This window comes from Pistricoccus aurantiacus, assembly GCF_007954585.1.
Lineage (GTDB): Bacteria > Pseudomonadota > Gammaproteobacteria > Pseudomonadales > Halomonadaceae > Pistricoccus > Pistricoccus aurantiacus.
The window spans coordinates 2,334,705-2,353,161 of sequence record NZ_CP042382.1; the positions used below are offsets into that span (position 1 = coordinate 2,334,705).

General features: G+C 57.5%; 14 protein-coding genes and 1 riboswitch. Of the genes, 11 read left to right on the top strand and 3 right to left on the bottom strand.

The genetic code is table 11. From position 1 onward, the window contains the following. Positions 1 to 35: 35 nt before the first annotated feature. The 3 genes from FGL86_RS11140 to FGL86_RS11150 all read right to left on the bottom strand — a co-directional run bounded on the left by FGL86_RS11140 (position 36) and on the right by FGL86_RS11150 (position 4,336). On the bottom strand, positions 36 to 2,075 hold the full coding sequence (locus FGL86_RS11140) for an acyltransferase family protein (protein WP_147184630.1): 2,040 nt from the start codon (positions 2,073 to 2,075) through the stop codon (positions 36 to 38). A 473-nt stretch (positions 2,076 to 2,548) separates the two neighbouring features. Continuing rightward, positions 2,549 to 2,977 carry a hypothetical protein gene (locus tag FGL86_RS11145; protein WP_147184631.1) on the bottom strand — a complete coding sequence of 143 codons (429 nt, stop codon included), beginning with the start codon at positions 2,975 to 2,977 and terminating at the stop codon, positions 2,549 to 2,551. Positions 2,978 to 2,989: 12 nt separating this feature from the next. Then, complete coding sequence (locus tag FGL86_RS11150) at positions 2,990 to 4,336, bottom strand: sulfite oxidase (protein ID WP_147184632.1); 1,347 nt, start codon at positions 4,334 to 4,336, stop codon at positions 2,990 to 2,992. 352 nt (positions 4,337 to 4,688) lie between these two features. Beyond that, a riboswitch (cobalamin riboswitch) is annotated at positions 4,689 to 4,891 on the top strand. Positions 4,892 to 4,948: 57 nt separating this feature from the next. Here FGL86_RS11150 and FGL86_RS11155 point away from each other — a divergent pair. The 11 genes from FGL86_RS11155 to pseC all read left to right on the top strand — a co-directional run bounded on the left by FGL86_RS11155 (position 4,949) and on the right by pseC (position 18,416). After that, on the top strand, positions 4,949 to 6,799 hold the full coding sequence (locus FGL86_RS11155; RefSeq protein ID WP_246131602.1) for a TonB-dependent receptor domain-containing protein: 1,851 nt from the start codon (positions 4,949 to 4,951) through the stop codon (positions 6,797 to 6,799). Continuing rightward, positions 6,792 to 7,688 carry a cobalamin-binding protein gene (locus tag FGL86_RS11160; protein ID WP_246131603.1) on the top strand — a complete coding sequence of 299 codons (897 nt, stop codon included), beginning with the start codon at positions 6,792 to 6,794 and terminating at the stop codon, positions 7,686 to 7,688. The genes FGL86_RS11155 and FGL86_RS11160 overlap by 8 nt, the downstream gene beginning before the upstream one ends. Then, entirely contained in the window at positions 7,675 to 8,664 is a 990-nt protein-coding gene (locus tag FGL86_RS11165) for a FecCD family ABC transporter permease (RefSeq protein WP_246131604.1), read from the top strand. The genes FGL86_RS11160 and FGL86_RS11165 overlap by 14 nt, the downstream gene beginning before the upstream one ends. Next, complete coding sequence (locus FGL86_RS11170) at positions 8,664 to 9,431, top strand: ABC transporter ATP-binding protein (protein ID WP_147184634.1); 768 nt, start codon at positions 8,664 to 8,666, stop codon at positions 9,429 to 9,431. Before FGL86_RS11165 ends, FGL86_RS11170 begins: the two co-directional genes overlap by 1 nt. A 102-nt stretch (positions 9,432 to 9,533) precedes the next feature. After that, positions 9,534 to 10,757, top strand: a complete 1,224-nt coding sequence (locus tag FGL86_RS11175; RefSeq protein ID WP_222433746.1) for a CynX/NimT family MFS transporter — start codon at positions 9,534 to 9,536, stop codon at positions 10,755 to 10,757. 426 nt (positions 10,758 to 11,183) lie between these two features. Beyond that, entirely contained in the window at positions 11,184 to 12,305 is a 1,122-nt protein-coding gene (gene wecB / locus FGL86_RS11180) for a non-hydrolyzing UDP-N-acetylglucosamine 2-epimerase (RefSeq protein WP_281288535.1), read from the top strand. A 31-nt stretch (positions 12,306 to 12,336) separates the two neighbouring features. Further along, the gene (gene wecC, locus FGL86_RS11185; RefSeq protein ID WP_147184636.1) at positions 12,337 to 13,647 is read left to right on the top strand and encodes a UDP-N-acetyl-D-mannosamine dehydrogenase; all 1,311 of its coding nucleotides are present in this window, start codon (positions 12,337 to 12,339) and stop codon (positions 13,645 to 13,647) included. A gap of 474 nt (positions 13,648 to 14,121) precedes the next feature. Next, positions 14,122 to 14,895: a Wzz/FepE/Etk N-terminal domain-containing protein gene (locus FGL86_RS11190; protein WP_147184637.1), complete on the top strand. Its 774-nt coding sequence runs from the start codon at positions 14,122 to 14,124 to the stop codon at positions 14,893 to 14,895. A 51-nt stretch (positions 14,896 to 14,946) separates the two neighbouring features. Next, positions 14,947 to 16,227, top strand: coding sequence for a lipopolysaccharide biosynthesis protein (locus FGL86_RS11195; RefSeq protein ID WP_222433747.1), 1,281 nt, complete (start codon positions 14,947 to 14,949; stop codon positions 16,225 to 16,227). A 21-nt stretch (positions 16,228 to 16,248) separates the two neighbouring features. Continuing rightward, complete coding sequence (gene pseB, locus FGL86_RS11200) at positions 16,249 to 17,247, top strand: UDP-N-acetylglucosamine 4,6-dehydratase (inverting) (RefSeq protein WP_147184638.1); 999 nt, start codon at positions 16,249 to 16,251, stop codon at positions 17,245 to 17,247. Continuing rightward, positions 17,247 to 18,416, top strand: coding sequence for a UDP-4-amino-4,6-dideoxy-N-acetyl-beta-L-altrosamine transaminase (pseC, locus tag FGL86_RS11205; RefSeq protein WP_147184639.1), 1,170 nt, complete (start codon positions 17,247 to 17,249; stop codon positions 18,414 to 18,416). The genes pseB and pseC overlap by 1 nt, the downstream gene beginning before the upstream one ends. Positions 18,417 to 18,457: the final 41 nt, after the last annotated feature.

The following is an 18,457-nucleotide window of genomic DNA, read 5'->3' on the forward strand; positions in this document are numbered from 1 at the left end:
AAAAACAATTACTGCTACAGATTCCTGCTGGTGCTTCACTTCGAGGCAATGATGGTGTTGTCCCGTATCCATCCGGCCTCCCTTATTTTGTGGAAAATATGCTCGATCAATAAGGTGGCACCAAAGCGACTCAAATGATTATTGTCGTAATAAAGCGGCTTTCCATCGATTTGCGCAACGCATCGGCCAGGCAGTCGTGTGTTACAAAAAAGCGACTCAGGCTTTATTTTCAATAGATTTTCATGATCTTCGATTTGATCGAGTTGCTGGTAAGTTGAACGTGCACGCTCCCTGAAAACCTGATAGCTGGTGGAAAGCGGCGTGTCTCTCTTTTTGCCATAAAGTGCTTCCTTGGCTAAAAACTCGGGAACATCCCAGCCAGTCTCGGGAACCGGATAGATCAAAACGACTTTTACACCGCTATTGACCAGGGTCGTGACGGTCTTCTTGATCAGCCCACCTACTGTTGTCACTCGATGCGGCGATGTCTCGTCGATCTCATTGCCTAGCTTGCCGGACGGAACCGCATAAACTGCATCTTTCATCTCGACTCCGCCTTCCTGGTTATCAAAGGGTACAGCTTCGAATTGTAAAGGATAACGGCCTAGCATAAAGACGATTTCTATATCGTTATTTTTTGTAATGAAACTCAGGGCCTCATTGTTAAATTTACCGCACTCTTTGTTATCACTTCGTGTATAGCCTGCCACAGGCAGGCAATTGGTAAAGACTAATTGTTTAACACTCATCGCCAGGGTTTCTGCTTCTTTTGCGGTCGGCAAGACAAGCGGGGTAGCTTGACTATCGCCCCAAACGACTATTTTCTTTAAATATTCCTCGTTGAATTCGCAGGCGTCTTCTATGGCGATCGGATGGCCGGGCATCGCCTGGCAGCCCCTTCTACCCAGATCACGATCGTTACGTACTGCGACGATCTCGAGAGCCTCCTCGCCAAGACGTGTGGGAACACCCTCGGTATGCACGCCGTAGGCACTGAATCCGAGCATCAGGACCGTAGCCGCCAGCGCGCCGGAAAAAATATGCTTTCGGGTGAAGCGTTGTTTTTGCCGAAACGGTTGCTCCACGAACCGCCAGGTGAGATAGGCAAGCAGAAGCGAGAGCAGGCTGAGAAAGAGAAAATCGAGATGCGATGGCATGTCGAAGCTCCTTTCCCGAGCAAAGACAAAGATCGGCTGGTGCCATAGATAGGCGCTGTAACTGATAAGCCCTATGCCGACCATCGGTTTCAGGCCGAGAAGCTTGCCTGCAATGTTGTCCGTTCTCGCGAACAGGATTATCAATGAGGCGCCCAGGACCGGCAGCACGGCCCACAGGCTGGGAAAAGGGGTGGTTTCGTCGAAGACGAGAATCGAATAGACGATAAGTGCAAGGCCAGCAAGGCTTCCCAGATTATGAAGGCCTTTCGAGACATTCAGTCTGCGGTCGTACATGGCGATAGCGACGACAGAGCCTGCCAGCAGTTCCCACGCCCGGGTCGGTAGTAGATAGAAGTTGGTGGAGGGATGGATTTCAGAAGCCCACTGAGCCAAGCCAAGACTGGCCAATAGCGCCAGACAGATCGTGGCCAAAAGATAAGGTCGCTTGAGAAATCCCAGCAGCAGCATCACCAGCGGAAAAATGAAATAGAACTGCTCCTCGATGGCTAGACTCCAGGTATGCAGGAAGGGCTTCATTTCCGCCGCTCCCGCGAAGTAGTCTGTATCAAGCCAGTAGTAGAAATTTGATACGAACAAGTTTACAGCAATCAGGCTTTCGCTGAGGCTTTCGAACTCTTCCGGCAGCATCCAATTCCATGCCAGAACGAGGGAAACCAGGCTCACGAAGAAGAGCGCGGGTAATATCCTGCGAGCTCGTCTTTCATAGAAGTTGATGATTGAAAAGCTCTTTTTCCGAATCTCAGCGTAAATGATACCGGTTATGAGGTAGCCGCTGATCACGAAAAAGATATCAACTCCGACAAAGCCACCGCTGACAACGCCGAAGCCCGCATGAAACAGGATGACGGGAATGACCGCAACGGCTCTTAATCCATCGACTTCTGGACGATAATTCATATAAACGCCTAGCCTTATTTACATTCCATAGCATTTTTGCAACACGGCTTAACCGTTTATTATCAGCTATAATTATCCTCCTATGCATAACTGTTATTTCTCAAAAATTTAGTGCTACCGAAACAGTTTTTTTATGTGGAAAAGGTAGTAAAAAAATAAAATTTTTATTTTATTTAATAGTGCTTATAGTTTTAAAAATTTAATTAAATTTGAATTATTTAATTACTCTATTCGATATATTTTTATGGTTTTTTTAATTAAAATAGAGTTAGCATTTTAATTTAACGTTGTTTTGACTCCTGCGCTTCCAGCGTGCCGGATGAAATTAACGTACTGTTTTGCAAGAAGAGAAAAGGGGGAAATGAAAAGGGAGAGAGAAGAAGTGATAGAAGAGTCAGGACGCTAGACAAAGTAATGAAGGTGAGAACGATGAATGGCTTGGCCACCGGTTCGGTAGCCAAGCACGGTAGGCCTTAGCCAGAGGTACCAGTCACTTGCTTATAGGGATTGTCCGGCCTGGCTTCCGGGGGCAGGGGTTGGCGGCGGTATTCGTCCTTGGGGCCATGATATTTCGCCAGATAGTCCAGAATGGTGTCTTCGATATCCTCCGGGAATTGCCATAGCCCCTGGGTATCCTGCATCCAGTGAATCAGGTACGCCCAGCGTTCCCGGGTGCCGTGATTCTGAGTCACCAGCTTGGCGGAATGGCAGGCGGTGCAGTTGGATTTCACTATCTTCCAGCCGTCCGCCATGACAAAGCCGGTTTCTGGATCCTTTGCAGGCGCTTCTTTTCCCGTATCCTCCTGGGCGCCCGCGGAAGGCGGCGCCAGCAAGGCCAAGGCCATCAGGCCGGACGCCAGCGGTTTTCGAACAGGCTGAATCCCGCGCGGTAGAATGCTCATGAGTCATTCCTCCTAAGCTGCTTGAACCGCGATGCGATGGCAGGCGTTGTTGAGATAGCCCTTGGGATTCCAGCCGGGCACTACCATGGGCTGAGCACGGCCTTCGCTATCCACGGCCTTGGCCCAGATCTCGTAGTAGCCGGGTTCGGGAAACTCTACCTGGGTAGTGAATCGCTGCCAGGCCAGGGGGTTGGGTGCGTCCTTGAGTTCCGCCTTCTGCCAGGTGGCGCCGAAGTCGATGGAGACCAGCACTTCCTTCACCGATAGATCACCGGCCCAGGCGTGGCCGCGTACTTCGAGGGGGCCCGGATCCGCGTGAGTGATGCCGGTCTTGGGAAAGGTAATCAGCGATTTTATCGGCATGGAGTGAATGGTCACGAACTCGTCCAGCGGCACTTCGGTGCCTGGCGCCACCGGATGCTTGGGCACGCTATAGGAGGGCGGCGCCATCTTGTTGCCGTCGTGCTTCTGGTCACGAATCACGATCCTCTTCAGCCATTTGCCGGAAACCGAGCCGGGCCAGCCGCCGAATACCAGGCGCAGCGGGTAGCCATTGAGATAGGGAATGTCCTCGTCGTTCATCGACCAGGCAATCAGCGCTTGATCCTCCAGCGCCTTGTCCATGGGCACACCTCGGGAAATCGCCTCGCGACTGGGATCGCCGCTGGGATGGCTGTCCGCGCCGTAGTAGCCGATATAGACCGCGTCATCCTTGATGCCGCAGGCCTCGAGCACGTCCCGCAGGCGCACGCCGGTGTAGCGCGGGCAGGCCACGGCGCCGGTGGTCCACTGGTTGCCGCTGGCGGAAGGCACGAATTCCGAACGTCCGTTGCCGCCGCATTCCACCGTCAGCTGGTAGGTGTGATGCTCGAACTTCTCCTTGAGGTCGGCGATGCTGAAGCTTTGAGGGTTCTCGCAGGATTCCCCGGCGATTTCCAGCGTCCAGCTGTCCGCGTCGATGCTTTGCTGCTCCGGCGGAATACCGTTGTTGCGCACGAACATGTACTTGGCCGGCGTGACGTCGTCATCGAGCAGGTGCGCCGGCGTTTCCGCATTGATCGGTCGGTCGTTGAAGACCCGCAGGCCTTCCTTGCCTTCCAGGGTAAAGGACTCATCGCTTTGAGCGAGTGCCGCGGGAATCAGGCCGCCGGGCATCTTGTCGGCGAAAGGAATCGAGCCGCCCACCGCCGCAGCCATGGCCAGCAGGCTGCTTTTTTTCAAGAAACCGCGACGGGAGACCGGATCGACTTCCCGGTCCCATAGCTGCTTGTCCGCCTTGCCGGGATCCTCTGCGTAAAGCTCATGAATGCCGCGGGACTTGCCCGCCTTGGGCTCGGTGGGATCAATGGGAGTTGTCATGATTATTCTCCAGGGGGAGCTCGATGAAGGTTGCTCGTACAAATTCCATCGAGTCTTTCTTTGGTTGTCGTTATGCTTTGGTTGTCGTTATGGTTTTTCATTCCGATTTTCATCGTCATGGCTGCCAAGGCCATGACTGAATCCTAGATGAGCCGTTGATCGAGTGAAAGTTTCCTGTCAACGGGTTTTCAATAAGCCCGTCCGGTGTTTTCAATGAGCCCGTTCGCCACGGATCATCACAAGCTGGCGGCTGAGGTTCGTTTGCGAAATCGACGCCGAATCGAAAGCGAAATGGCGCTGCCGGTCTTCAACGCCGCTGTCCCTCGATTGACGCTTCCCGTGACGCTTGGTAGTTTTGCGCCACCTTTCAGGTGCCCGTTTGGGCGTAATCGGGAAGTCGGTGTGATACCGGCGCTGCCCCCGCAACGGTGATCGAGACAAATGCATCCCTCATGCCACTGTGCCATTCAACGCATGGGAAGGCGGTATGCATCGGTGTGTGGAAACACGCACCCCCTCGTCAGCCCGGAGACCGGCCTGAAGGTCCTTTCCCGCTCGTTGCGGGTATCACCGTTTGAACCGTGCGGGGACGCGCGGTAGCAAGGGACCCTCATGATCATCCACAAGATACCCGGCCTCTCCATGCTGGCCGTTTCCTGTTTGTGCCTGACACCGCTGGCCGCCGCCCTGGCGCAAACCGCTCCGAGCGCTCGACAAGCTTCCCAGAGCGCCCAGGCCGTGGCGCTCAACCCGCTGACGGTAACCGCGACCCTGGCGCCCCGCACCGCGAATCAGACCCTTTCCTCCATCAGCGTGATCGATCAGGAAGATCTGCATCGCAAGAACCCCGCCAGCCTGACGGATATTCTGCGCGGCCAGCCCGGCGTGGATGTCAGTTCCAACGGTGACTTTGGCAAGGTGTCCAGCGTCTATATTCGCGGCGCCGGCAGCTCCTCGACTCTGATGCTGATCGACGGTATTCGCCTGCGCTCGGCGACCGTGGGTAGCCCAACCTGGCAGTATCTCGATCCGAACCTGTTCGAGCGTGCGGAAATCCTGCGCGGCCCCAAGGGGAGTCTTTACGGCGCGGACGCGGTCGGCGGCGTGGTGCAGCTTTTCCTGCCGGAAGGCGAGGGCGAGCCGACGCCGCGCATCTCCGTCGGCGGCGGGTCCTTCAATACCCAGCGCTACAGCGCCGGGCTTTCCGGCGCCAATGGAGGAACTCGCTATCATTTCGCCGCCAGCCGCCTGGACACGGACGGCACCGAGATCAAGAAAGGCGACGATGACAAGGGCTACGACAACACCAGCGGCGTGGTGCGCCTTTCCCATCGCTTCGATAACGACGCGGAAATCGGCCTGCTGGGGCTGCGTGCGCGAGGTAGCACCGAATACGTGGGCGGCAGGACGGATTACGTGCAGCAGGTGGCGGGGATCTACGGCGAGCTGCCGATAGTCGAAAGCGTCACCAGCCGCCTGACCCTGAGCGAAGCCCGGGATGAAAGCGACGAGTTCGCGGATTTCGGCGATGCCACCTTCGATACCCGCACCCGCACCGCGCGGCTCGACAATACCCTGAGCCTGGGGCCGTACGAGCTGATCGTCGGCGCCGAGTACAGCGAAGACGAAGTAGATAGCACCACCGCCTACGAGGAAGACAGTCGGGACAACAAGGCGGTCTTCGCCCAGGGGCTGCTGGATTTCGATCCCCTGACGATGCAGGCGGGGCTGCGCTACGACGATAATCAGGCCTTCGGCAGCGAAGTGACCGGCAGCCTGGGGCTGGGTTACGCGCTCAACGAGCACCACACCCTGCGGGCCAGCTACGGTACCGCCTTTCGCGCGCCGACCTTCAACGAGCTGTACTTCCCGGGTTTCGGCAACCCGGACCTCGACCCGGAGCGCTCGAAAACCGCAGAGCTGGGTATTCGCGGCCAGTTCGCGCGCGCCTTCTGGGATCTGGCGCTCTATCAGACCGATATCGACGATCAGATCGCTACCACGCTGCAAGGGGGTCGCTTCGCGCCTTTCAACGTCAATCGGGCTCGGATTCGCGGCGTGGAGCTGACTACCGGCGCCGAGGTCAAGCACTGGGAGCTGCAGGCCGCCCTGACCTACATGGACCCGGAGGATCGCGACAGCGGCAATCGCTTGCCCCTGCGGGCATCCCGGAGCATTCGCCTGGACGCGGACCGCGAGCTTGGCGACTGGTCCCTGGGCGGCTCCTTCATCGCCCAGAACCATCGCTACAACGGTCTCGACAACGACGAGCGGCTGTCCGGCTTCGGTATCGTCGATCTGCGCGCCGGCTGGCGGTTCGCGCCGCTGTGGACCGCTCGCCTGACGGTGGAAAACGTGCTGGACAAGGAATACGCCACCGCCCGGGCCTCGGAATTCGAAGGCGGCTGGGACTACCTCAATCCCGGGCGCGCCGCCTACCTGAGCGTGCAGTTCGGTGAGTAGAGGCGGACGCTTGTGGTGGCTGTTGCCCTGGCTGGCCTTGACGCTTCCGGCAACACAGTCGGCCCTGGCGGAGGATTGCGCCACGGACGTACGAGGGCAGGAACTGTGCCTCGACGCCCCTGCCCAGCGTATCGTCGCGCTTTCTCCCGGGGCGACGGAGCTGCTCTTCGCCGCCGGGGCAGGCGACCAGGTGATTGCGGCGGTGAGTTTCAGCGACTATCCCCGGGAAGCCAAGGCGCTACCTCGAGTCGGTACCCATGATCGGCTCGATCTGGAGCGTCTGCTGGCGCTTTCGCCGGATCTGGTCGTCGGCTGGCGAAGCGGCAACCCCCGGGAACAGCTGGCCAAGCTGGAGCGTCTGGGAGTACCGGTTTTCATGATCGAGCCAAAGGACTTTGCGGAGATCGCCGACACCCTGAATCAACTTGGTCGGCTTACCGATACAGCCAAGGTTGCCGGCAGCCGAGCGAAGAAGCTGCGCGACGATGTCGCGGCGCTCGAGGAAGAGTACGAGGACGCGGCGCCGATCCAGGTGTTCTATCAGGTCTGGGATCAACCGCTGATGACCGTCAACGGCGATCACTGGATCAGCCGTTCCCTCTCTCTGTGCGGAGGCGTCAATGTCTTCGCCGACCAGGCGCCGCTGGTACCCCGCATCAGCCGGGAAGCGGTGCTGGCCAGGGCGCCCCAGGCGATCATCACCGGTGGCATGGGCGAGTCGGATAGCCACTGGCTTGCTGAGTGGCGTGCGTTCAATCAGCTACCGGCGGTTCGAAATGACAATCTGTTCCTCGTTGATCCGGATCTGGTACAGCGTCCCACCCCTCGGCTGTTGGAGGGCACCCGAGTCATGTGCGAACGGCTGGACAGGGCCCGTGCGCAAAACTGATTTCACTACCCCCCGGCGCTATTGGCCGCTGCTATGGCTGACCTTGGCGGCGCTGCTCGCTCAAGGGGCGGCGCTCAGCATCGGCAGCGTGGCGCTATCGCCGCTTCAGGTGCTGGAAACATTGCTTGGCCATCAGTCCGGCTTGGCACAAACCCTGGTGCTGGAACTGCGCCTGCCCCGTGCCCTGGCAGCCTTGGGCACCGGAGCGCTGCTGGCGGCGGCGGGGGCCTTGATGCAGATCTTGTTGCGAAATCCCCTGGCGGACCCCTACGTGCTGGGGCTTTCCGGCGGGGCGGCGGTGGCGGCCCTGCTCGCCATGCTGGGAGGGTTGAGTCTGGCGCTGGTTTCCGGCGCGGCCTTTTGCGGCGCGCTTTTCTCGACGCTGCTGGTGTTCGGCCTGGCGCGAGGCACCGGCAGCTGGACGCCGACGCGGCTGCTGCTGACCGGTATCGTGATCGCTTCCGGCTGGGGGGCCTTGATCAGTTTTCTGCTGGCGGTGGGGCCGGTGGAACAGCTGCCCGGCATGCTGTACTGGCTGATGGGCGATATGGCCTATGCCCGGCATTACGGGCCGGTCCTGCTGGCGGCGCTGGTGAGCTGGCTTTTGTTGTTGCCCCTGGCGCGCAGCTTGAATGTGCTGGCCAGGGGGCCGCTGCAGGCGGCTGCGCTAGGCGTGGCGGTGCGTCCGCTGGAATGGACGCTCTATCTTGTCGCCAGCCTGATGACCGCCATCGCCGTCACCACCGCCGGCAGCATCGGCTTCATCGGCCTGCTGGTGCCGCACATGCTGCGGCTGTGGCTGGGTAACGACCAGCGTCTGATCATTCCCGCCTCGATGCTGGCCGGCGGCACGCTGCTGACCCTGGCGGATACCCTGGCCCGTACCCTGATCGCGCCGCAGCAGCTGCCGGTGGGGGTGATCACCGCGCTGCTGGGGGTGCCGACCTTCCTGTTCCTGCTGTATCGGAGCCGCTGATGGGACGACTGTGCACCCATTCCCTCGTCCTGGCGATACCGGGGCGCCTCGACGTCATGCCGCTTGAGCTAAGTATCGAGCCGGGTCAGCGCTGGGGGGTGCTCGGCCCCAACGGCGCCGGCAAGACCACGCTGCTGCATACCCTGGCGGGCTTGTTGTCGCCGCGCCAGGGCAGGGTGACGCTGAATGGCAAACCGCTGAAGGCATGGCGTCGCCGGAGCTTGGCGCGAGAGCTGGGCATTCTCTTCCAGCAGCCTCAGGACGGTTATCCCGCCAGCGTGATGGAAAGCGTACTGATCGGTCGTCATCCGTATCTCACGTTCTTCCAGCAGGAGAGCGCGGAGGATATCGAGCGAGCGCAACAGGCGATGGAACGGCTGGATATCGCTCATCTTGATGCGCGCCTGGTCAGTACCCTTTCCGGCGGCGAACGCCAGCGGGTGGCAATCGCCACGCTGCTGACGCAATCTCCCGCGCTATGGCTGGTTGACGAGCCCACCAATCACCTGGACCTGCATCATCGGGTAGCGGTGATGCGCCTGTTGAGTGAACAGGCGGAGCAGGGCAGGGCGGTGGTGATGTGCCTGCACGATCTCAATCTGGCGGCGCGCTGGTGCGATCATCTCTTGCTGCTCTATCCGAATGGCGAAGCCTGCTGGGGCCCGGCCAAGGACATGCTGGTGACCGGCGCCCTGGAGCGTCTTTACAACCAGCGTCTGAGCGTGGGCGATATCGACGGCGCGCGAGTGTTCATGCCCCGTGCCTGACGGCGCTGTTCATGGTCAAGCCGGCCCAAGCTGGTTCAAGGCAAAATCTGTATACAATATACCGTTATCAATCCGCCAAACGGATACTCCAGCGGTGTCAACATGAATCCGACGATGGACAAGGAACAGTTACGCTTTATCGGCGGCCTGGCGCTGCTGGTCGCGCTCGGCCTGAATCTGCGCCCCTTGCTGGCGGCGGCCAGTCCGCTGATGGAAGACATCCGTCAGGCCACCGGCCTGGGCTATAGCGTGCTGGCCTGGCTGATCACGCTACCGTTTCTCTGCATGGGGGCCGTCGCCCTGGCAAGCGGTCGGCTGCGTGCGCTCCTGGGCGAGCGGCGCGGTATCGCGCTATCCCTGGTGGCAATCGCCGTGGCGTGCGGGCTGCGCCAACTCAACGGAGAAGGCACGACATTATTGGCAACTGCCCTGCTAGGCGGTGCGGGCATCGCGCTGATTCAGGCGCTCGTGCCCGGCCTAGTCAAGCAGCGTTTCGGACGCCATATGCCGCTTGCCATGGGCATCTATTCCGCTTCGCTGATGAGCGGCGGCGGGCTATCCTCCTGGCTAAGCCCTTGGATCACGGAGGTCAGCGGCAGCTGGCAGCGAGGTATCGGCATCTGGTGGATACCGGCCATCGTTACCTTGCTGGGCTGGCTATGGTTTTCCCGGCATCAGTCTCGGCCTTCCTCCAACGCACCGATTTCGTCAGGACAAAAATACTGGCGCTGGCCCCGAGCCTGGCTGCTGGCGATCTATTTCGGGATCATCAATGCGGGCTACACCAGCGTGGTGGCCTGGCTGCCGGTCTATTATCGAGAGCTTGGCTGGAGCGCTCAGTCAAGCGGCGGCCTGCTGGCCTGGATGACGCTCTTTCAGGTGTTGGCAGCGCTCTTGATGCCGGCTCTGGCCCAGCGACAGCGTATTCCGGACCGGCGTGGGCTACTGGTTTTCGCGTTGCTGGCACAGCTGGTGGGCTACCTCGGCTTTATCTTGCTTCCTACCGTTGGCACGCTCTTCTGGGTCGCCATCAGCGGATTTGGCCTGGGGGCGTGTTTCGGGCTTGGCTTGATCCTGGCGCTGGATCATCTGCCGGATCCCTTCGAAGCGGGGAAACTCGCCGCCTTCATGCAAGGGTTCGGCTTCATGATCAACGCCCTGTCGCCCTGGATCAGCGGCGGCCTGCGCGAAGCCACGGGCAACTTCCTGGCGGCATGGATCCTGCTGTCGGTTGGCGTAGTCGCCATGATGCTCGTGACCCCGCGTTTCAATCCAGCGGAATACAGAATACATGCAGCGAACGCGGCGCCGATTCGAGCGAGTTGATCTCAAGCTATAATCAGGCTGTCTTGTCGCGTTAAAGAGACATTGGCAGTACAAAACTCCTACAGGCCGACGCTAGAGACAGGGTTAGGAGTTTATTAAACTGTCGCGCTCTCGTTATAAATCGTGCTTTCAATGAAGAATAGCGCTCGCCGAGCAGCTGTAAGAATTTTTCAATATCGGTTCGCGCAAATATCTAATGATAATTTCCAACAAGTAATTAGTTATCTAGCGCCTCGCCAAGAGTATTAGTTTATTAATAAATATTCTGCGTTATAGATTTAAAATATTAAATTATCCGGTCTATTTAAATAATAATTAATAATCAACTTTTCTATTATCGTTGAATCCCCCATTGGTTCTTTTATACTTGCGACGTTAAATTACACTTCAATACTTAACGATACATAAGGGTTTGTCTGTATGGCCTTGAAAACACTCTGTGTCTTTGGGACTCGTCCAGAGGCCATCAAGATGGCGCCGCTGGCACTGGCGCTTTCCCACGACGACCGCTTCGACGCCAAGGTATGCGTGACCGGCCAGCATCGCGAAATGCTCGATCAGGTGCTGGATCTGTTTGCGCTGACGCCGGACTTCGATCTCGACATCATGCGCCCGGGCCAGGATCTCACCGATATCACCACCGCCATCCTGCAGGGCATGAAAACCGCACTGCAGGAGATCAAGCCCGATATCGTGCTGGTGCACGGCGATACCGCCACCACCTTCGCCACAACCCTGGCCGCCTATTACCAGCAGATTCCCGTGGCGCATGTGGAAGCGGGGCTGCGCACCGGCAACCTCTACTCGCCCTGGCCGGAAGAAGCCAATCGCAAGCTGACCGGCGCCCTGGCGGAACTGCATTTCGCGCCCACCGAGCGCTCCCGGCAGAATCTGCTGGAAGAGGGCGTGGCCCCGGACAAGATCCACGTGACCGGCAATACGGTCATCGATGCGTTGCTCGAGGTGGTGGACAAGCTGGAAAACGACCGGTCCTACCAGCAGCGTTTCGGTCAGCGCTTCGATTTTCTCGACAGTCAACGCCGGTTGATCCTGGTCACCGGGCATCGACGCGAAAGCTTCGGCGGCGGGTTCGAGCGCATCTGCCAGGCGCTGCGGGAGACCGCCATCGCCCATCCCGACACCCAGATCGTCTATCCGGTGCACCTCAATCCCAACGTGCAGGAGCCGGTCAAACGCCTGCTGGCGGACACGGACAACATTTACCTGATCGAGCCGTTGGACTACCTGCCGTTCGTCTACCTCATGAACCGGGCGCATATCATCCTGACGGATTCCGGCGGCATCCAGGAAGAAGCCCCGTCCCTGGGCAAACCGGTGCTGGTGATGCGCGAGACCACGGAACGCCCGGAAGCCGTGCAGGCCGGGACGGTGAAACTGGTGGGAACCGACGTGAAACAGATCGTCGAGGAACTGAACTCGTTACTCACGGACTCGCAGGCCTACGACGCGATGAGCTATGCCCATAACCCCTACGGGGACGGTAAAGCCTGCTCGCGTATTCTCGATACGCTTTCTGTCTACAAATAACGGCTTCTGTCTTGAAGGGATAGGATATTTCATGAAATTCAATACCATTTCCGTCGTGGGGCTTGGCTATATTGGCTTGCCCACCGCCGCCGTCATCGCGTCGCGTCAGCAGAAAGTCATTGGTGTGGACATGAATCCGCATGTGGTGGATACCATCAACCGCGGCGAAATTCATATCATCGAGCCGGAACTGGACGCCATCGTGCACGCCGCCGTCAAGAAAGGCTACATGCGCGCCACCACCCAGCCGGAACCGGCGGATGCCTTCCTGATCGCCGTGCCCACCCCGTTCAAGGAGGAAAACGGCAAGCAGCACGAACCGGATCTGAGTTATATCGAGGCCGCCAGCAAGGCGATCGCGCCGGTACTGCAGAAAGGCAATCTAGTGATTCTGGAATCCACCTCACCGGTAGGGGCAACGGAAAAGATGACCGCCTGGCTGGCGCAGGCTCGCCCGGATCTGACCTTCCCGCACACGCATGAAGAAGACTCGGACATTCGCGTCGCCCACTGCCCGGAGCGGGTGCTGCCTGGCCATGTGGTACGGGAACTGGTGGAGAACGACCGAGTGATTGGCGGCATGACCGAAAAATGCTCGCAAGCCGCCACCCGGCTGTATCAGCTTTTCGTTCAGGGGGAATGCGTCACCACCACCGCCCGCACCGCCGAGATGGCCAAGCTCACCGAGAACAGCTTTCGCGACGTCAACATCGCCTTCGCCAACGAGCTATCCATCATCTGCGACAAGCTGGGTATCGATGTATGGGAACTGATTCGTCTGGCCAATCGCCATCCTCGTGTCAATATTCTGCAACCGGGCCCTGGGGTGGGCGGACACTGCATCGCCGTGGACCCCTGGTTTATCGTCAGCAAGACTCCCGAGGAAGCGCAGCTCATCCATACCGCCCGCAAGGTCAACGACGGCAAGCCCCACTGGGTGCTGGACAAGGTCAAGTCGGCGGTGGCGGAATTTCTTCAGGAAAACCCGGAGAGAAACATCAAGGACGTCACCATCGCCTGCTTCGGGCTTGCCTTCAAACCGAACATCGATGACCTGCGTGAAAGTCCCGCCCTGGCCATCTGTCGCAATATCGCCAACTGGCATTCCGGCGCCATGTGCTTTGTCGAGCCCAACATCAAGTTGCTGGATGAAGAACTGGCCCAGCATGGCAGCCTGGTGGATCAGCAGGAAGCGATAGAAAAAAGCGATGTGCTGGTGATGCTGGTGGATCACCGGGAATTCATGAACTCCAGGCGTCTGATAGCCAACGGAAAGAAAATCATCGATACCCGGGGGGTGTGGCTGATAGAAGAAACCCGCCAGGTGCCTTGCCTCACTTGAGTTCCTCGATTTTGATCGCATGACGTCAAGATCCGGACATCGGGTCTTGACGTTTTCGACTTCACTCATTCGGCCTGCCATCACGCCGTGATGAAGGTCAGATGACCTATCGCCTCTTCTGCCACAAAGACACGCTCGGCAAGCCATCACAAGCGCCTCGAGATGCGTATCCCTTCACCCTGTCGCGTATCGACGACACCGCAATCACAAAATTTATCTTCGCTAGCCCTAGAGCCCCAGTAGGAGATTTCCTACAATACCGCTCCACAGCGTCATCGCTCGACCACCAGCATTACCGCCATGCCCATGTACGATGGCGTAAGCTAAACTATAAGTTATTGTTTGGTAACATATTTTTTATAATTTTGTGTTCGGCGGCAAGCCAATAAAGTAGGGTCCAGGGAAAATGTTCACGATAATCCCTGGGCGGTAGCGTGCCTGACGCTTAATTTAGCCATCACGGATTGACCCTTCATGAACCAGCCTTCAGCCCCTTACTCGCAACACAATGACGAAATTTCTTTGGTCGATCTCGCCAAGATTCTGGTCAGGCGCTGGAAAGCCATGGCGGTTATTTTTGCTGTCGTGGTGATAGCTGCATTGATTTATGCCTTGCTGATGCCGCGTACCTATAGCTACATCTCTCTCTATAGCGTTGCGGAACAGGGGCCGGACATGGCTTTGGAATCACCAGCAGCAGTAGTAGCCAAAGCACAGAATCTTTATCTAGGCCCTGAAACACGCGAATTACTCGCTAGTACGGATTCAGAAAAAATAACCTTGCCGTTTGAAACCGAAATTAAGAACCCGACTGAAACCTTATTGATTGCATTGGCTTCGGAAGCAAATGAAGATGATGCAGGTATCGTTGAGCAGCTTCATGGCAACTTGCTAGCGCGCTTGAAAGAGGGGCAGCAAGCCCTCGTTGAGCGGCGTCGAGAAGCGCTAAAGCGCCAACTTCGGGACGCGCAAGAATCTCTGAAAGTAGCCCAGCAATCCGAAAGTCCGAGCGCAGCGGAAATTACGACCAGCTTGATGGAGCGTATTGCCAATTTAAAAAACGCTTTAGAAGAGTTGCGCGGGGGCGAGGTTTCACAAACGGCAGTAAAAAGTCTGGAGCCAACGGGAACGGGGCGTAAATTGATTCTTGTAATGGCAATTGTGCTGGCAGGCTTGCTCGCGATAATGGGGGCGTTCGTCATCCAATTTATTAGTCTAGTGCGTAAAAGCCTAAACGAGCCTTTTTAATAATTGTTGAGTTGATGCGAGCTAAATATAAGCTGGCAGGTGATTGTTTTAATGATAAAGCCTAAAGCGGTAATGTTTGTCAGGCTTGTCAATATCAGCCTGCGCGGCGTAACTCTACTTTCCAAGTTTTTCTTGATATTTTTGTTGGCACGTTTTTTGGAGCCAAAAGATGTAGCTTTATATGGTTTGATGGCAGCTACTATTGGGTATTCTCTCTTTGCGCTTGGTTTTGACTTCTATACTTACAGCACTAGGGAGTTATTGGCGACTGAAAGAAAGCATTGGGCAGGGCTGCTGCGTGACCAAGGTTGTTTCTTCGGCATTGTTTATCTTGTCGTGCTGCCTGCATTAAGTCTTATTTTTATATTCGGCTTATTACCTCTTTCCATGGCACCCTGGTTTTTTATTCTTGTCGTTTTGGAGCATCTTGCTCAGGAGTTGAATAGGCTACTGGTTGCCATGTCTCGGCAGCTACTTGCCAGCATAGTACTTTTCTTGCGCTCAGGGCTATGGGCCGCTCTTGTCGTTGTGATCTTCTGGGTATCGGAGGATTTACGCCAATTGGATCTGGTGTTTGCCGGCTGGAGCCTAGGAGTTGCAGCAGCCTGCCTATTAGGTGCAAGTGCGCTTTTTCGACTGCATGGAGGTTCGTTAAAACGTAATATTGATTGGTCATGGATAAGAAAGGGAATCAAAGTAGCGCTTCCTTTATTGATCGCCACTTTGGCAATACGAGGCGTATTCACCCTCGATCGCTACTGGGTACAAGCCGTAGCAAATGTGGATGTACTTGCCGCTTATGTGCTGTTCGCCGGCGTAGCAAACGCGGTCATGTCGTTTCTCGATGCCGGTGTTTTCGTTTTTCTTTATCCCAAATTAATTTCCGCTTATCACCAAGCGGACCGCACCGCTTTCAACAATGGCTTTCGCCAGCTATTTATTCAGACGCTAGCAGTTACAATTACTCTGTCGGGGTTGGCGGCGATATTGATATTTCCTTTGCTGGAATGGCTGAATCGCCCCGCCTATTCGAATAATCTTGCCGTTCTTTATTGGTTACTGCTGGCAATTTTTCTTTATGCTATGAGTATGGTACCGCACTATGGGATGTATGCCATGTCTAGCGATCGCCCCATCATAGTGAGTCATATTATGGCATTGGTCATCTTTGTCATCCTGGCTTACTGGCTGACGGGCTGGTCAAGCCAATACGGTGTACCATTAGCATTATGCGGTGCTTTTTTAGGCATACTGATTTATAAAACTATTGCTTACCTGAAATTAAAAGGTAGACAGCACTGGCTGTTGGCAGAATCTTTGGTTTCCACTTGAACCACGATAAACGGATAGTCTATGTTCAACAACGCTTCGATTCTCATAACCGGCGGCACCGGTTCCTTCGGCCATACCTTCGTGCCCATGCTGCTGAAGCGCTTCAATCCCCGGCGAGTGATCATCTTCTCTCGCGACGAGATGAAGCAGTGGGAAATGGCCAAGCGGTTCCAGGGCGATACACGGGTGCGCTTCTTTATCGGCGACGTGCGCGACCGCGAGCGGCTGTACCGCGCCCTGGACGGGGTCGACTACGTGGTGCACGCGGCGGCCACCAAGATCGTGCCCACCGCCGAGTACAACCCCTTCGAGTGCGTCAAGACCAACATCAACGGCGCCATGAACCTGATCGATGCCTGTATCGACAAGGGGGTCAAGCGGGTGGTGGCACTGTCCACGGACAAGGCCAGCAGTCCGATCAACCTCTACGGCGCCACCAAGCTGGCCTCGGACAAGCTGTTCGTGGCGGGCAACTCCTATGCGGGCGGCCATACCACCCGCTTCGCGGTGGTGCGCTACGGCAACGTCATGGGCTCTCGGGGTTCGGTGATTCCGTTCTTCATGTCGGTCCGGGATAAGGGCGTGCTACCGATCACCGACGCGCGCATGACCCGTTTCATGATTTCCCTGGAGGAGGGCGTCGAGCTGGTCTGGCACGCCTTCGAGGACATGGAAGGCGGCGAGATCTACGTCAAGAAGATCCCGTCCATGAAGATGACCGACCTGGGTCGGGTGGTGGCCCCGGAAGCCGAACAGCACATCGTGGGCATTCGCCCCGGCGAGAAGCTCCACGAACAGATGATCGGCGCCGAGGATTCCCACTACACCTACGAGTACCCGGAGCACTTCAAGATCCTGCCGGCCATCAACAGCTGGGACCAGGACGCCAATCGCATCAAGGACGGCAAGAAGGTCGAGGAAGGCTTCGTCTATTCCAGTGATACCAACCGCGACTGGATGCGTGACGAGGAGCTGCGGGCCTGGATCGACGCCAACCGGGAAAAGATCGGGAGCATCTGATGATTCCGTACGGTCGTCAGGATATACGGCAAGAGGATGTCGAGGCGGTACTCGAGGTGCTGCAGTCAGACTTTCTCACCCAGGGGCCCCAGGTGCCCCGCTTCGAACAGGCGGTGGCGGAGAAGGTCGGCGCGCGCCACGCCTTGGCGGTCAACAGTGCCACCTCGGCGCTGCATATCGCCTGCCTGGCCCTGGGGCTGGGCGAGGGCGACTGGCTGTGGACTTCGCCGATCACCTTCGTCGCCTCCGCCAACTGCGGGCTTTACTGCGGCGCCAAGGTCGATTTCGTCGATATCGACCCGCGCACCTATAACCTTTGCCCGCAGGCGCTGGCCGCCAAGCTCGAACAGGCCGAGCGGGACGGGCGATTGCCCAAGATCCTGGTGGCGGTGCACCTGTGCGGGCAGCCCTGCGACATGCAAGCGATCCACCAACTGGCCCAGCGCTACGGTTTCAAGGTCATCGAAGACGCCTCCCACGCCATCGGCGGCAAATATCAGAGCGAATACATCGGCAACGGTCGCTACAGCGATATCAGCGTGTTCAGCTTTCATCCGGTCAAGATCATCACCACCGCCGAAGGCGGCATGGCGCTGACCCACGACGATGCGCTGGCCGAACGCATGACCCTGCTGCGCAGCCATGGCATCACCCGCGAACCGCACCTGATGACCCACGCGCCGGACGGCCCCTGGTATTACCAGCAGGTCGACCTGGGCTTCAACTACCGCATGACCGAATTGCAGGCCGCCCTAGGGGTCGCGCAGATGACTCGGCTGGATGACTACGTGGCAAGGCGCAACGCCCTGGCGGAGCGCTACGACACGCGGCTGGCGGAGCTGCCGCTGACCACCCCCTGGCAGCATCCGGACAGCGTGTCCGCGCGCCACCTGTATGTGATCCGCCTCGATCTGACGCGAATCGAGAAAAGTCATCGCGACGTCTTCGAATCCCTGCGCGAGCAGGGCATCGGCGTCAACCTGCACTATATTCCGGTGCATATGCAGCCCTACTACCGGCAGCTGGGTTTTCGGCAAGGCGACTTTCCCCAGGCCGAAGCCTATTATGAAGAAGCGATCAGCCTGCCGCTGTTCCCGACGATGAGCGACGCGCAACAGGATGAGGTAGTGGTTGCCGTCAGGTCGGCAGTGTCAGTGCAGGCATCGTGAACGTTTATCCCATCCTGTGTGTTGGTCCGCGCAGTAGGAGG